Origin of the sequence: Rhizobium sp. AG207R (assembly GCF_027109195.1) — a bacterium.
In the GTDB taxonomy this organism is placed as follows: Bacteria; Pseudomonadota; Alphaproteobacteria; order Rhizobiales; family Rhizobiaceae; genus Rhizobium; species Rhizobium dioscoreae.
This window is the reverse complement of sequence record NZ_JAEPVT010000001.1, coordinates 153,514-168,921: the sequence shown is the minus strand read 5'-3', so window position 1 is coordinate 168,921 and position 15,408 is coordinate 153,514. Positions and strand designations below refer to the sequence as shown.

The 15,408-nt window shown below is 60.8% G+C and carries 14 protein-coding genes; 5 read left to right on the top strand and 9 right to left on the bottom strand.

The window, feature by feature from the left end; all coding sequences use genetic code 11:
- Nucleotides 1-8: 8 nt before the first annotated feature.
- Nucleotides 9-1,034: a questin oxidase family protein gene (locus JJQ51_RS00690; protein ID WP_113352268.1), complete on the bottom strand. Its 1,026-nt coding sequence runs from the start codon at nt 1,032-1,034 to the stop codon at nt 9-11.
- Nucleotides 1,031-2,494, bottom strand: coding sequence for a SidA/IucD/PvdA family monooxygenase (locus JJQ51_RS00685; protein ID WP_233790072.1), 1,464 nt, complete (start codon nt 2,492-2,494; stop codon nt 1,031-1,033). Before JJQ51_RS00685 ends, JJQ51_RS00690 begins: the two co-directional genes overlap by 4 nt.
- 249 nt (nt 2,495-2,743) lie before the next feature.
- Here JJQ51_RS00685 and JJQ51_RS00680 point away from each other — a divergent pair, with 249 nt between their 5' ends.
- From JJQ51_RS00680 to JJQ51_RS00670, 3 genes are all read left to right on the top strand, one after another.
- On the top strand, nt 2,744-4,018 hold the full coding sequence (locus JJQ51_RS00680; protein ID WP_442967280.1) for an ABC transporter substrate-binding protein: 1,275 nt from the start codon (nt 2,744-2,746) through the stop codon (nt 4,016-4,018).
- Between the two features lie 171 nt (nt 4,019-4,189).
- Nucleotides 4,190-5,134 (top strand): carbohydrate ABC transporter permease, encoded by a 945-nt coding sequence (locus tag JJQ51_RS00675; protein WP_113390744.1) that lies wholly within the window; start codon nt 4,190-4,192, stop codon nt 5,132-5,134.
- An 11-nt stretch (nt 5,135-5,145) separates the two neighbouring features.
- Complete coding sequence (locus tag JJQ51_RS00670; RefSeq protein WP_113390745.1) at nt 5,146-5,952, top strand: carbohydrate ABC transporter permease; 807 nt, start codon at nt 5,146-5,148, stop codon at nt 5,950-5,952.
- A gap of 135 nt (nt 5,953-6,087) precedes the next feature.
- Here the strand turns inward: JJQ51_RS00670 and atzF are convergent, their stop codons facing one another.
- From atzF to JJQ51_RS00635, 7 genes are read right to left on the bottom strand one after another with little or no spacing between them, the layout of a single operon-like run.
- A complete protein-coding gene (gene atzF, locus JJQ51_RS00665) occupies nt 6,088-7,926 on the bottom strand; it encodes an allophanate hydrolase (RefSeq protein ID WP_113390726.1) in 1,839 nt (612 codons plus the stop codon).
- A gap of 11 nt (nt 7,927-7,937) precedes the next feature.
- Entirely contained in the window at nt 7,938-8,570 is a 633-nt protein-coding gene (locus JJQ51_RS00660) for a cysteine hydrolase family protein (RefSeq protein WP_113390727.1), read from the bottom strand.
- Entirely contained in the window at nt 8,563-9,234 is a 672-nt protein-coding gene (locus JJQ51_RS00655; RefSeq protein WP_113352274.1) for a cysteine hydrolase family protein, read from the bottom strand. The genes JJQ51_RS00660 and JJQ51_RS00655 overlap by 8 nt, the downstream gene beginning before the upstream one ends.
- Nucleotides 9,231-9,842 (bottom strand): HAD family hydrolase, encoded by a 612-nt coding sequence (locus JJQ51_RS00650; RefSeq protein WP_113352275.1) that lies wholly within the window; start codon nt 9,840-9,842, stop codon nt 9,231-9,233. The genes JJQ51_RS00655 and JJQ51_RS00650 overlap by 4 nt, the downstream gene beginning before the upstream one ends.
- 2 nt (nt 9,843-9,844) lie before the next feature.
- Nucleotides 9,845-11,326 (bottom strand): FGGY-family carbohydrate kinase, encoded by a 1,482-nt coding sequence (locus JJQ51_RS00645; protein ID WP_113390728.1) that lies wholly within the window; start codon nt 11,324-11,326, stop codon nt 9,845-9,847.
- 14 nt (nt 11,327-11,340) lie between these two features.
- Complete coding sequence (locus tag JJQ51_RS00640) at nt 11,341-12,504, bottom strand: ABC transporter ATP-binding protein (RefSeq protein ID WP_113352277.1); 1,164 nt, start codon at nt 12,502-12,504, stop codon at nt 11,341-11,343.
- Between the two features lie 42 nt (nt 12,505-12,546).
- Nucleotides 12,547-13,362, bottom strand: coding sequence for an SDR family NAD(P)-dependent oxidoreductase (locus JJQ51_RS00635; protein ID WP_113352278.1), 816 nt, complete (start codon nt 13,360-13,362; stop codon nt 12,547-12,549).
- A gap of 150 nt (nt 13,363-13,512) precedes the next feature.
- On the opposite strand from JJQ51_RS00635, the gene JJQ51_RS00630 reads away from it, so the two are divergent.
- Together JJQ51_RS00630 and JJQ51_RS00625 are read left to right on the top strand one after the other, a co-directional pair.
- A complete protein-coding gene (locus JJQ51_RS00630) occupies nt 13,513-14,367 on the top strand; it encodes a DeoR/GlpR family DNA-binding transcription regulator (RefSeq protein WP_113352279.1) in 855 nt (284 codons plus the stop codon).
- A gap of 54 nt (nt 14,368-14,421) precedes the next feature.
- Nucleotides 14,422-15,222: a BtpA/SgcQ family protein gene (locus tag JJQ51_RS00625; protein WP_113352280.1), complete on the top strand. Its 801-nt coding sequence runs from the start codon at nt 14,422-14,424 to the stop codon at nt 15,220-15,222.
- The last annotated feature ends 186 nt before the right edge of the window (nt 15,223-15,408 follow it).

Sequence of the window (15,408 nt, the reverse complement as noted above, 5' to 3'; positions counted from 1 at the left end):
GCCAACCTCTAGATCAGCCGGACGCGGCGCGCCGCCACGACTCGATAAAGAGGATCACCCCAGGCCAGGTGTTCCTGCAACGCCGAAAAGACCAGGCTAACGTCGTGTTCGTCGTTAGAGGCCACCGCGGCGGCCCTTATCTCCGGCCAGTCCGGCACCTGCATCTCACGCATCACCTGAAGGGCTTCGGCGGTCGGAAGCACCGGGAAGCCGATCTTCGGAACGAGTGTGGCAATCACCTGCCAAAAGGCACGGTAGAGCGGCAGCGGAGCATCCAGATGCGGCGCGACCAACCGAGCCCAATGCAAGCCGGTAACGGCGTGGAGCGCCGAGAAATCCATGGTCGCGGCGAATAGGGCCAGGGCCGTCTCCGCCATGCGTTTCGGTGTCGCTTCATCAATGCGCAAGCGATCGATCACCGGCGGAAAGTCCGGCAAGGCGGCGACTTCGCGTATATTGTGCCAGAGAAGATCGGTTTCAGGCACATAGTCGTGTGCGCCGGCAACATCATTCATAGCAGCGAGAATCGCTGCCGGATCGTCCGTGTCCGGTTTTATCCCAGTCGGATCGGGCAAGGGCAGATAACAGGTTGCCCAGTATCCGAGCGCCGTTCCCACTTCCGCTGGGTCGCTATTGAGCACCGCGTAAGCCAGCCGCATCAGCGGGTGCAGCGCACTGCCGGCCACACCCTGGATAAGCCGAGGCAAATAATGGCGGATCGCGGCATCGGTCCCGAGCCGTTCGACTTCCGCGACGAAATAGGCGCGATAATCTGATTCCCGTGTCCGGTCACCGAGCGCCACGTCCCAATGCTCACGCTCGATCGGGGCCACGGTTGGCGGCGCGGGAACGAGCTGGTTTGCCACGCGATAAATCTCGTACCATTCGTCGAGACGCTCAGGGGTCGCGCCCATGCGATCGAGCGCCACGAGGACCATTGGAACGTGATTGGCGAGCAGATAGGGAAATTCCACGCTGTCACGCCGAGCCCTTTCCAGAACCCTGTCGAGCGGAAACGTAGGTATGATTGTCATGATGACACTTCCTTCATGCCTTCAAGGTCTCCATCATAGCCGCGCGGATCGAAATGATGCTCCCGATAGGCCGCAAGGTCACGGAGAAAATCGTCGGCCGCCTCGTGAAAGAGACCACCCACAACCGCATCGACGATGCGCGGCAGACCGTATTTCATGCCAGTCACACCGTTACTGATCGGGCCTAGGCTAGCAATGGCTGAACAATTAAACAAATGGATGTGCGACAGCCAGCCGTGGGTCGCCGCATTCTTCGGCGTGAGTTCGAAGCCGCGCCCGAGATAGGGATGGGCCGCGATCTCGGCCGATGCCTCGCCATCCGGCGGCGTGAAACGATCGGACCAGAAAGCAACATGCGGCGCAATGCTCTTCAATTCCGCGCGCTGGTTGAAATCGATCGTATAACCGGTTCCAAGCAGGAGATGATCGGCGCTGAACATGCCGCTGTCGCTTTCGATCACAACCCGCGCGGCATCCAATGTCACGGACTGCACCTTGTGGCCCAGCGCCATCGTGAAGCGCGGATCGGACACGACACGGTCGAACTGATCCTGTGTCGGCGGGATCTTGAAGCCATTGTATAGCCGCATATAGCGCCATTTTTGCAGATCCGACAGATCGCCGAAATGACCGAGGAAGCCCGGAAAATTGGTCCAGGCCAACACTTCCGTCCGGCCGAAATTGCGCGAGCGGCCGATCATCGCCACGCTTTTCGCACCCTTTTCCAAAGCCGTCACCGCCCAGTCGAAGCTGGAGGTCGCCGAACCCAGAATGGCGACATCTCGATCCTTGAGATGGCTGTCGTCTGCGATCTCGGCACTATGGGTCCAGTACGACTTGGGCAAGGTACGAACGAAATCGGGGATCATGGGCGCGCCGCCGCCATCAATACCGGTCGCCAGCACAAGCCGATGGCATTCGATCTGTCGCGTTTCACCGTCCGCTTCGAGCGCAAGCCGCAACCAGCCTCCGACTTGCGAGATACCGGCAAGGCTCGTGCCGTTGGCCACATCGGGCTCCGTCACCGCACGATACCAGCCGAGATAGGCCATCCAGTCTTGCCGTGACATCTTGTCGAGGCTTTCATAGGCGTCTGTGCCATGGACGGCTTCGTACCAGGCGCGCGGCGTCAGCGACGGCAGGCCAAAATCCGGCCCCGCGAGATATTTCGGCGAGCGCAGCGTCTTCATGCGCGCGCAGCCGATCCAAGGCCCTTCCCGCCCCTTCCCGGCCTTGTCGATCACCTGAACGCCCGCAACCCCACGCCGTTTCAGGCCAAAGGCGATAGCGAGCCCCGACATGCCGGCCCCACAGATCACGACATTATAGCGCGAGATACAAGCAGGTCCTGGCTCCGGTGCTGGAGCCCAGACCCGCCCGAGCGCTTCCGTGGCCTCCATCTCGGCGACGAGCCGTTTTTCTAGCGTTTCAAGTCGCGATATGCTGAGACCCCCATTCATGTTCGATCCTGACATTTTTTTCTTTGACACGGCCTCGCGCCAAGTCCGGCATGACCGCAGTCTCTTAAGCAAGCCGGCCGATGCGCAAAAACGAGGCATATTGCACAATCATCAAGCAAAAAATGAGCGATATTGTTCAATTTTGTTATATTCAGGCCGTTATTGCTTTTTTGTCAAGTGTACTTGAGTGCGTTTTTGTTTGATGTATAGTGGCAATCAATCATGAAAAGGAGAACACTAATGACATTCATGAAGGGGAATTTTCAGAAATTTGCTACCGTTTGCATCCTTGCCCTGACAGCGGGCATGGCGCAGGCCGCCGACAAGCCGCTGGCCGGCATCACTCTCAATCTGGCATCCATGAACGACCAGTTTTCGGCCGTGCTGGCGCAGATCGCGCCCGAGTTCAAGGAAGCGACCGGCGCAGAGATCAAGGTCGACATCATGGATTACGGCTCTCTGCTGACGAAGACGACCGCCGATTTCGTGGGCCACACCGCCGGCTATGACCTGATCACCATGGACATCGTCTGGGCAGGGCAGTTCGCCGCCAATGGCTATACGATTGATCTCAACGACCTGATGAAGCGCGATGCCAAGGAGCTCGATACCGCCGACATCTATCCCAAGCTCATGGAAGCGCTCGGCAACTACAAAGGCAAGCAGGTCGCCTACCCCTTTGCCGGCTATGCCAACGTTCTCGCCTATCGCAAGGATCTCTTCGATGCCGCCGGCCTGAAGGCGCCGGAAACGATGGAAGATCTGGTTGCCGCCGCCTATAAGCTGACCGACCCGGCCAAGAAGCAGTACGGCTTTGTCGCCAACGGCCAGAAAGGCCCGGCGGTCGCTCAGGACTGGATGCAATATAACGCCGAAATGGGCGGCGCCATCCTCGACAAGGACGGCAAGCCGGCGCTCAATTCCGAAGCCAATATCAAGAGCCTGACTGTTTATCGCGATCTCTTCAAGAAGGCAGCTCCTCCCGGTGCCGCCGATTATGACTGGGGCGGCCGCGAGGAAAGCTTCCGCCAAGGGATTGCCGCCACGATGCAGACTTGGTCTGTCGGCGCGCCCGGCTATTACGATCCGAAGACGTCGAAGGTGGTCGGCAAGGTCGATGTCGCGCTTGCTCCGCGCGGTAAGGGTTTACCGAAGATCTACGGAATCGGCGGCTGGGGCATGGCCATCAACGCCGATGCGAAGGACAAGCAGAAAGAAGCCGCCTGGACCTTCATCAAATGGGTCACCAGTCCGAAGATCCAGAAGGAGATGAATATGCTCGGTGCGGGCAGCTACATCCGCAAGAGCACGGTTACCGACAAGGAGCTGAACGCCAAGTATCCATTCCTGCCTGTCCTCAACGAAGTCTTCGAGAACGGCGACGGCGACTATCGCCCGCGCATTCCGGAGTATCCGGAAATCCAGGACATCCTGGGCACGGCAGTCAACTCCGTCCTCGTTGGTACGGTCGAGCCCAAGGCCGCGCTTGACGCGGCGCAGGAAGCAGCCGCCAAGCTGTTCTAAGAACAGGCCCGCTTCACGAAAGACCGTGATGCGGGCCTTTCATTTTCGAGGGCGCTGGTCGCGCGAGCTTCAGCGGTACGCTGAAAGCAAGATTCCGTTTGCACGCCGGCCCGTTTTCCTCTCAGATCGAAACGCGAAGCAAGCGGCCATTCGGTGATGACGAATTACGCGATGAACCTGACCAGCTCCGTTGAAAGCAAGGCGGCCACGGGCTTCTCGCCTGTCCCTTTTGCCACGCGGCGAAAATTGTTCCTGCTTGCCATGGCGCTCCCCGCCGTCGCCTATGTGATCGCGCTCGGCGTCTTCCCGCTCGTAAAAGGCATGTGGTACAGCCTATACGAATACAATCTGCTGAAACCGGCGCGGACGCATTTCGTCGGCATCGACAATTACTTCAACCTGCTGGCAGACGCCGATTTTCGCGGCGCCATCGCCAATACGGTGATCTTCACCGTCTTTTCCGTCGCCATCGAACTCATCTTCGGCTTTGTCATCGCGCTGGCGCTCTGGCGCGACGACCGGTTTAATCGCGTCTGCCTGACATTGATCCTTGTTCCCGTCACCATCACGCCGCTGGTCGTCGGTCTCATCTTCAAGGGCTTGCTGCTCGCCGACTACGGCATGGTCGGCTATTATCTTGCCCAGTGGGGTATCACCGATCCGCGCGGCCTCTTCGCCACGCCGTCGACCGCGCTGGCCACGCTCATCTTCATCGACATCTGGGAATGGACGCCGCTCGTCGCGCTCATTCTGCTGGCCGGCCTAAAGGCGCTGCCCGGCGACCTCCTGGAGGCCGCCGCCGTCGACGGAGCAACCGCCTGGCGCACCTTCCGTTCCATCACCTTGCCGCTCATGCTGCCAGCCGTCATGCTGGCGCTGACGCTGCGCACCATCGACGCCTTCCGCGTCTTTGACAGCGTGTTCGTGACGACCGGTGGCGGACCGGGCAATTCGACCAACATGCTCATGGTCTATGCGGTGAAGGAGGGCCTGAGCTTCTTCAATATCGGCAAGGCGTCGGCGATTTCCAACATCGCGCTTCTCTGTGTGGCGATCATCGCCACCTGCTTCATCCTCATGATCCGCCATTTCGACAAGAAGGCCAACGGCCGATGACGCGACGCTCCATGGTCTTTGACACGGCACGACGCGGCTTCCTGCTGCTGACCCTCGTCTTCTTCCTGCTGCCCTTCCTGTGGCTCGCCATGACCGCCTACAAACCGTCGAACGCGATCTTCTCCATTCCGCCGCATCTCTTCTTCACGCCGACGCTGGACCAGTTCCGCAATGCGCTGCGAATCTTCGATGTCGGCAGCCTCATCGCTTCCAGCCTCTTGATTGCAGGCGGCTCGATGCTGTTTTCGCTGATACTCGGCGTTCCTGCCGGCTATGCGCTCGCCCGCTCGAGACATCCTGCCGCCATGGGCGTTGCTTATTTCTTCATGACGATCCGCATGGTCCCCGCTGTCGCGGCGCTTATCCCGTTCTATCTGCTGATGCGCGATATCGGCCTTATCGGCAGCTGGTTCAGCGTCGTCCTCATCAATTGCGTGCTTAACACCGCCTTCGTGAGCTGGATGATGTATTCCTATTTCCGTGGCCTGCCGCAGGAGCTGGAAGAAGCGGCGCTGACGGATGGCTGCCGGCAGTTCAGCGCCTTCTGGAAAGTATCTTTGCCCGCGGTGCGTTCCGGCATCATCGCCTCCGCACTCTTTTGCGTGCTCTTCTCGTGGAACGACTTCCTCTTCGCCATGTTCCTGACACGGCTCGATTCCAAGCCGATCTCGGTGGCGTTACTTTCGGCCTACGGCACAAAGGATATCACCTGGGGGACGCTGGGGGCGTTGGCGCATTTCTCGACCGTGCCAATCGTGCTCATCGTCCTCGTCCTCAACCGCTATTTCGTGCAGGGACTGACCAAAGGCATCAACTGAGCGGACAAACTCCGACGATTAAAAAGGTGGGCATCTCGCGGGGCCTTTTTGGCATTTCGAGCAAGACAAACAAAACGTCCGAAGCGCTTCATATGCTTCCGGTTTTAACGGAAACGCTCCCCGCGAGCACCTTTCTCAAGCCGCTTTCGAAGCCAGATAATTCTTCCAGCCGGCATGCGCGGTAATGTCGATCGCGCCGTTCAGCGCCACGGTCTCGCAAAGGAATCCGGATACCTGGCGACCGCTCTCGAGCGCGACCTTACCGATCCCCAGCGGTTGCGGAATGCGCTCGATGAAATCGGCAAAGCCTGCGAGCGGCAGTGACCAGATCTCGACCTCGATGCCCGGCCCCTTGGCGTTCGGATCGCGAACGAGACCGGGCTTGGCCGGTGTCGTGCCGGTGAGCGCATAAAGCCGATAATCGCCTGTCGTGCGGGTATGGCCACGGAATACGCCGCCGCGCTCCGTCAGTTCATGATTGAGCGGCATGCCGGACAGATGTGCGCCGACAACGGCAATCTCGCGGTGACCGGCCGGAATTTCCGTTGGGGCGCCATAGGCCGGATAGGGATTGAGGTTCATGCCGAGCCCGATGCCGGCGCGATGATGGAATTCAGCCGCGATCGCCGCCGCTTTTGCTTCAGCCATGCCGGGAGCGAGGAAGGTGACACCCGAGGGCAACCCGTCGACGCGGAAACCGTTCGGCACGGCGATCCCGCAAAGCCCCATCAGATTGACGAAATTGGTATAGATACCGAGGCGCGCGTTGAGCGCGATCGGATCGGCGAGAATCTCGCTTTTGCGATAGATCGTCGGCGTCGTCGGCACCAAAAGCACTTCGATGTCGTCCCAGATTGGGCGTGTCGCGCATTTCAACTCGGCGATGCGGTGAATGGCGCGGAATGTATCAACGGATGAATATTGCCCGCTGTTTTCGAGAATCGTCTTTGTGACCGGATGGATCGCGTCGCCATGCTGGGCCAGCACCTTATCGAGGCTGAGCGCACGCTCCGAAATCCACGGGCCTTCGTAGAGAATACGCTGGGTTTCCTCGAATGCGGCGAAATCGACCTCGACCGCCACGCCACCCATGGCATCCAGCCGCTTGACGGCTTCCTGGAACAGCCGCTCCGCCTCGCTATCGCCGAAGAAGCGAAGCGCCGCGCCGGCAGGAATGCCGAAGCGGAACTTCGGCGGGGCCGGCCGCATGTCGAGCGCGACATGATCGGCCTCGGGCTTGGAAAAGGGATAGGTCGGATCGTAGCCGGTGATGACGCGCATGACCGCCATGCCATCCTCCACCGTCAGCGCGAAGACGGACACGGTCTCGATCGTCTTCACGCAGCCGCCGCCCGATACGCAGGCATTGCTGACAATGCCCGGCGTCGGCTTGATCCCGACGATATTGTTGAAGCCCGCCGGCACGCGGCCGGAGCCGGCGGCGTCATTGGCGATCGAGAAGCTGGAAAGCCCTGCCGCCACGGAAACACCAGAACCGGAACTGGAACCACCGGAAATATAATCATCGTTGAACACCGACGAACACGCACCATACGGCGTGCGCATGCCGACAAGGCCGATGCCGAACTGGTCCATGTTGGTCTTGCCGATCAGGATCGCGCCATTGTCGAAAAGGCGAGTCACGGCCTGACCGGTGCTTTCGGCTATATAGGTCCCCTCTTTCAGCGCATTCGTCGTCGGTAGGCCGATAACGTCGTTGCAATCCTTGATCGAAAAAGGAATCCCCCAGAGAGGACGGCCGTCATAGCCGGCATTCTCCAATTCCTCTGCCGCTCTCAGTGCGTCGGCGCGGGAGACAAGATAGATCCATACATGGTCGTCACCCCGCGCCTCGATCCGGTCATAGATGGCGTTGACGACCGTGGAAGGCTTGAGTTGACCGGACGCATAGGCAGCTGTCAGCGTATGGAAGTCGAGGCTGCCGGTCTCGGCCGGCCAGTGAAAATCAGACATGTCGATCCTCTTCAGGTCGGGATGGGCGCCCTCAGCGCCGAGAGCAGTTGATCCGAGCACGTCACGGTGCCAAAAAGCCCGTTGCCGAAGACGGTGATGCGCAATTGCCCGGCATGACGTGCATCCGTCGTTCCCTTGCACGCATCGGAAACGGCGATGCATTCGAAGCCCATGTCATTGGCAGCACGTTGGGTCGCGTGCAGCAGGCCCTCGGTTGGAACACCCGCCAGCACCAGATTGCGGATGCCGCGCCGCCGCAACCAGGCTTCGAGCCCAGTCGAATAGAAGGCATTGTCGCCCGGATGGTCGAAGATCAAAGCCTCCACCTGCAGGCCGAGCATGTCGGAAAGCTGCCATTCCGACGTCCCGGGCGCAAAGACGGGATCGCCCATGGCGGCGCGCCGGGCAGCAGCCGGGGAAAGCGTCTCGCTGCGGCCGCGCCGGCTCGCAATCACCGGCAGGCCGGCTTCCCGGGCGCATGCGATCAGCTTTGCCGCAACAGCAGCCTCCGGCTCCGCACCGAGTGCGGCGATCGTACCGTTCTGGAACCCCAGGATGAGAAGCGCGCTGTCGGCAGCGCTCCATTGCCCGTCGAAGGGCCAGGAATACGGGGCGGCGGCAACGCCGGGGAAGTTGTCAGCCATGAAGCGCCTCCACGGCGGCGCGGAAGCTCGCGAGATCGGACACTGTCCCCCAGCGGCCGCCGAAGGCTTTCAAGATATCCATCGTCGCTTCGTGATTGGCCGTTTCGACCGCTGCCGTGCAGTCTTCGAGAATGACGCATTCATAACCGCGCTCGAAGCCGTCTCTGAAGGTCGATTGCACACAGCAATCGGAGGTGACGCCGATGACGATGAGATGGGTGATGCCTAGAGCCGTCAGCCGCGCATCGAAATCGGTCGCGTGGAAACCCGACTTGCCCGGCTTGTCGATCACCATTTCGCCAGCGAGCGGCGCAAGCTCGGGAACGATTTCGAAGCCGGGTTCGCCGCGCACGAGGATGCGCCCGGAAGCACCTTCATCGCCGATGCCGAGCCCATGGATGCGGGTGCGCCATTGCTTGTTGGCCGGTAGATCCGACAGGTCCGGCTTATGGCCCTCTCGGGTGTGGAAGACGGCTAGGCCCGCGGCCCGCGCGATTGTCAGGGCCTCGGCAACGGCCGGGATGATGGAGCGCGTATTGTTGACATCCTCGCCCAACTGATCGACCCACCCGCCCGGCGCGCAGAAATCGACCTGCATGTCAATCACGACGAGCGCCGCCTTTGCGGCGCGTTCAGGCGGATTACAGGGCCAGAAATTCATCATGCGCGAAGCCTCCGCTCCTCAACCAGGTCGAGGATCGCCGCGAAGTCGGTGAAATCCGCGCCATAGCGCAGCACCGGCATGCCCGCCGCCCGCGCCGAGGCCGCGCCCACGACGCTATCCTCGACGGCCAGCATGTGCGAAGCATCAAGGCCAAGACGCCCGCTGGCAAGCCGATAGGGCTCGGGATCGGGCTTGCCGTGCACTACATCCTCGCGCCCGATCGCAAAGGCCATCGCGCGGTCGAGCCCCATAGCCTTAAGATTGGCCTCGACGATGCGGCGAGACGAATTGGAAACCGCGCATTGAACAAGCCCGGACTCGGCTAGCGCAAGCACCGTCTCCCGCGCGCCAGCAATCGGTTGCAATTCGGCGGTCCGCTCAATATAGGCTTCGACAATCTCGGCGATCCAAGTCTCCGGGCCAAGTCCCAGCGGATAGAGCGGTGCGAGCGTCGTCCAGACATCGCTCATCGCCACCCCGATGAAACGCGTATCATCGGCAGCAATGTTGACGCCATAGCGCTCCGAAACGGCCATTAGCGCCTTGTGGTGAACCGGTTCGCTGTCGATCAGCGTCCCGTCGACATCCCAGGCGATTGCCTTGATCATGGCTAGTCTCCACGCGCGAAGAAGGGTTTCAGCGACCGGTAGAGATCGCGGTAGTCGGCATAGATCCGGTCGCCGGCGGCGACACCTTCGGGCGAAGGCTGCAGCACCGCGCCAAAGCGCACGGAGGCCGCGACATCCCCCCATGCCGCCACGCCTGATCCGGCCGCCGTCACCCAGGCCGCACCAATCGACGAGCCGAAGGCATCCGACAAGACATGGATCGGCTGGCCGCAGATATCGGCGACGATCTGCATCCAGATACGGCTTCGGCTTCCCCCGTCGGAGGCGATCAGCCGTGTTGCCGGGCGCCCCGTTTCCGAAAGAACATCGAGATGATGGCGGAAGCCGCAGGCAATCGCCTCCAACGCCGCGCGCCATATATGGCCGCGCGTATGACCGAGACTGAGGCCGGTGAACGTACCGCGCGCCAGCGGGTCATGAATCGGCGTCTTCTCGCCGAGAAAATAAGGCAGTGCACGCACGCCGTCCGCGCCGGCAGGCACGGCCGCCGCTTCCTGGTCGAGCTGCTTTAAAACATCGTCACCTTCCGAGCCACCGATGAGGGCGGCAAGCCATCTGAGAAGCGAGCCGGAGGAGGCCATGCAGCCGTTCGGCGCATAAAGGCCGGGGACGAGATGGTAATCCAGAAAAAGTTGACGATCTGGCTCCGGCCTGCCGGCAATGGCGATGATATCGCCTGCCCCACCAAATTTGAGGAGGACATCGCCGGCCTGCGTCAGGCCAGCCGCTAGCGCGGAGGCGATATGGTCGGCGGCTCCGCCGAAGACGGGCAGGCCTTCCGGCAGGCCGGTCAGTTGCGCCGCGTCTGCCGTCACCGCGCCGATGACCTCATGCGATGCGACGAGCTCCGGCAGGGCGCCGGGGCGAAGTCCCGACAGCACCACGAGGTCGTCCGCAATCCGGTGATCGTCAAGATCGATGAATCCCGCTTCGAGCGCCCAGTTGCGCTCGACCGTCAGGCGCCCGGTCAGGTGCATGTTGATGAAATCATAGGAGCCGAGGACATGGGCGATCCGGCCATAGACATCCGGCTCATGCGCCTTGAGCCATTGCAGTTTCGGGGCGACCAATTGCTGGGTCAGGCCCTGGCCGGTGCGGCTGAGGAAGCGCGCCTCGTCCAACGCCGCTTTCATGGCTTCGACTTCCGCCCCGCAACGCGCATCGCTCTGCTGGATGCTCGCACGCAGGACGCGGCGCTGGCGATCGAGCAGCACCACAGCCGGCAACATTCCGGTGACGCAGACGCCGGCGAGTTCGCATCCCTCAGGCAAGCGCGTGATCATGTCCCGCACCACGACCTGCGTGTTCGCCCACCATTGCCCAGGGTCGGCCTCGGCAAAACCGGGATGCGGCGAGGACAAATGCGAGGGGCGCGAGGCCGAGGCCAACGGTTTTCCGGTTTCCGACATCGCTACCGCGATCGTCGAGGTCGTCCCGATATCGATGCCGATGAACACGGGCATGGCGAAAGAACCTTTCAGTCGCGGATCGCGTTTTCAGTCGCTGCGTCGAAGAAATGCAGTTCTGCCGGGTTGACCGACAGGGCGATCGTCTCGCCAACGCGAAGCGGAAGTGTTGCCGGCACGGAGGCACGCAATCGAGGGCCGGAAAGCGAAACTTCGTCTGCCTCCGCCGTCACCTCCTCCAGCTTGCCGGCCCCGCCAATCTCGAGATGGATAAGTTTCGTGGCGCCGAAATCCTCCATGAAGGCAACCGTTCCTTCCATGCGCCCGAAACTCGGATCAACAGCATCCGCGGTGCTCAACGCCTCGGCCCGAACGCCGACAATGATCTCCTTGCCGACATGACGCGCAAGCGCCGGACGCGCGGCAATGACAGGCTCTGGCACCGGCAGAGTGAACCCTCCGGCGGCAGCAGCCAGACCGCCCTCACTGCCCGCCAGCGTGGCTTTCAGGAAGTTCATCGACGGCGTGCCGATGAAACCGGCAACGAAGAGATTGGCGGGCGTGTCGTAAAGCGCGCGCGGCGTGCCGAGCTGCTGCAAAACGCCGGCGCGCATCACGGCGACGCGGTCACCCATGGTCATCGCCTCGATCTGGTCATGCGTGACATAGACGGTGGTAATGCCGCTCAACTTCTGCAGCCGGGCGATTTCGGCCCGCATCTGGCCGCGCAGCCGTGCGTCGAGATTGCTCAAAGGTTCGTCCATCAGAAACGCCTTGGGCGCGCGCACCAGCGCCCGGCCCATCGCCACGCGCTGTCGCTGACCGCCGGAAAGCTGCCCCGGCTTGCGGCCGAGATAGGCGTCGAGTTCGAGAAGCTTGGCCGTTTCCCTGACCTTGCGATCGATTTCCGTCTTGTCGACGCCGCGCACGGAAAGGCCGAAGCCGATATTCTCGGCAACGGTCATATGCGGATAAAGCGCGTAGGATTGAAAGACCATCGCGATGTCGCGGTCACGGGGCGCAAGGCCGTTGGCGAGCGTATCGCCAACCAACAGGCGACCCGAAGTGATATCCTCGAGACCCGCAATCATTCGCAGCGCGGTCGACTTACCACAGCCGCTTGGGCCGACTAGAACCAGAAACTCACCATCCTCGATGGTGAGATCGAGGTGCTGGATTGCCGCATATCCGTCCGGATAACGCTTTTCCACTCCCTCAAAGACGATGGATGCCATGCTCTCTCCGATATGATGCGGCTTGGGCGGTCGGCTGGCCTGTCAGGTCATATAGACGCCGCCGGTGACATTGACGCCCTGACCGGTCATGAAACGGGCGGAATTCGAGCAGAGGAAAACGACGACATCGGCGACATCTTCGGGTGTTTCCAGCCGCCCGAGCGGCGTCTGGGCGATATAGTCTTCAACGACGCGCTCGGGGCTGACGCCGCGCAATTTGGCTTCCCAATCGATCTCGCGCTCCTGCATGCCGGTCTTGACGAAGCCCGGGCAGACGGCATTGACGCGGATGCCTTTCGAGGCCAGTTCGCGGGCAAGCGCCTGTGTCCAGCCGAGAACGGCGAACTTGCTGGCAGAGTAATGCGCCAGAAGCGGCGCGCCGACCTTCGCGGCAAGCGAGGCCGTGTTGACAATCACACCCTGGCCCTGCGACACGAAGCGGCGCGCAGCGATCTGGTTCGTCAGGAAGATGCCGCGCGTGTTGACGTCGAAGTTGAAGTCCCACTCCTCGTCGGTGATCTCCAGCGCATGCTGCATCGTAGAGACCCCGGCATTGGCAATCAGTATATCGTAGCCGCCCATGAGATCCGCGGCTCGTTCGAACGTCTTTTCCACGGAGGAACGCGAACGAACATCAATCTCCAGCGCATGGCCGGCAATCGATTGTGCGACTGTGTTCGCCGCCTCCAGATTGATGTCGCAAATGGTGATCTTGACACCCTGTTTTGCCAGCGCCTGCGCGATTGCACGGCCTATTCCATTGCCGCCGCCGGTAACGATCGCCTTCAAACCGTCGAGTTCCGCAAACTTCGGATGTCCCACGAGCCATATCTCCGACCAAAACAACACCGCGATCATATAACAACAAAAACTTACAAATCAATCGAAATTTATGTTTGAATTTGTTCGCTTTCTGAGCTAAGCACTGGTTATGTAATGGGAAGGCTGAGCTTCGGTAGCATGCGAACGCAAACACCCGCTCAGCTTATCTAAATGAAAGACAGACCAATGATCACAGGCCATGACGCCGAAACGCTGACCGTCGAAAAAACGAAAGTTCTCGCGCGCACGCGCCGTTCCTTCATTTTGGATGCGCTGGCCGAAACGGGCGCCGTATCCGTAACGGAAATTGCCGCACAGCTCGGCGTGTCTGAAATGACCGTGCGGCGCGACCTGACGGAACTGGAGAAGGAAGGACGGCTTGCCCGCACCCATGGCGGAGCAGTCAGCACCGACCTTACCACAATTGTCGAACCCGGCCTTTCAGCAACCACCTCGCGCCTCAACGAGCCGACCTTTCAGGCTCGCCTTGCCAAGAACGCATTGCCGAAACGGCTGATTGCGGAAGCGGCAGCGCGGGTCGCCTCAGGACTTCGCACCATCGCGCTGGATGTCGGCACGACAACATTCCTGCTTGCCCGGTTGCTCGCCGGCCAGCAGCATGTAAAGTTTTTCACCAACAGCGTGCGCAACGCCACCCAGCTTGGGGAAGGCCTGGCGGAAGTCTACTTGCCTGGCGGACGCATGAGAAACGATGAATTGTCGATCTCCAATGCAACGGCGATTTCCCAGTTCGAAGCACTTTGGTTCGACATCGCCTTTGTCGGCGTTTCCGGACTGACGTCAGACGGTATTTATGATTATTCCTTCGATGATACGGAGATGAAGCGCGTCTATCTCCGCCGCTCGACGAAGAAGGTCGTTCTCTGCGACGCATCGAAATTCGATTGCATGTCGCTCGTTCATATCGCCCCGCTGTCACAATTCGACATGCTGATCACCAATGCATCGCCGCCGCCAGAACTGGCAAAAGCGCTTGAAGCCGCCAGGGTTGAAGTGATGGTCGCCGGCGCATCCTCCTGAAGCATCCGGTTTGTGAAAACCCGCTTTCCCTAACGCCCAATTTCGGAGCTTTCGATGGTTTTTGAATTTTTTGGTGACAAGAAGAAGGTCATCATTGCCATGGCGCATATCGGCGCATTGCCCGGTTCGCCGAATTATGATCCGAAAGGCGGCGTCTCGAAACTCATCGACGACGTGATGGAAGATATTCGCGCGCTGCAGGAAGGCGGCGTCGATGCCATCATGTTTGGCAACGAGAATGACAGGCCTTACGAGTTGAAGGCACCGCCGGAGGGTATCGCTGCAATGACGGCGATCGTCCAGGCTGCGAAGGCGGAACTCAAGATTCCCTTCGGCGTCAATTATCTCTGGGATCCGACGGCAAGCGTCGCCATCGGTGCCGCCACCGGCGCAAGCTTCGTGCGCGAGATCTTCACCGGCGTCTTCGCCTCCGACATGGGTATCTGGGCCCCGGATTGCGCGACGCCGGCGCGGCTGCGCGCCAAGCTCGGCCGCACCGACATGAAGATGCTGTTCAACATCAATGCCGAATTCGCCCATTCGCTCGACCAGCGCCCGATCGAACTGCGCGCAAAGAGCGCGGTCTTCTCATCGCTGGCCGACGCCATCCTTGTGTCCGGTCCGCTGACCGGGCAGCCGGTCGATCAGTCCGGCTTGCGCAAGGTCTGCGAAGCCGTGAGGGATGTTCCCGTTTTCGCCAATACAGGCGTCAACAAGGACAATGTCACCGACATCCTCTCCTGCGCCAGCGGCGTCGTCATCGGCACGCATTTCAAATATGAGGGCAATACTTGGAACAAGGTCGAGCCCGCCCGCGTCAAGCGCTTCATGGACATCGTCAGCGCTATTCGCTGACGATGAGCGTTGGTGCATGGATCAAATTCCAATGGTTTGCCGATAGGCGGGCGGGATCGCCAACGGACGCCATGATTTTCGTCCATGCCCTACAAACACCATTCCGCCCGCCGTCACCATATTGGCAAGATGAAATTCAAGTTGACCAATTGGTCGGAATAGGAGGCCGATCCACGCCGGCGCGGC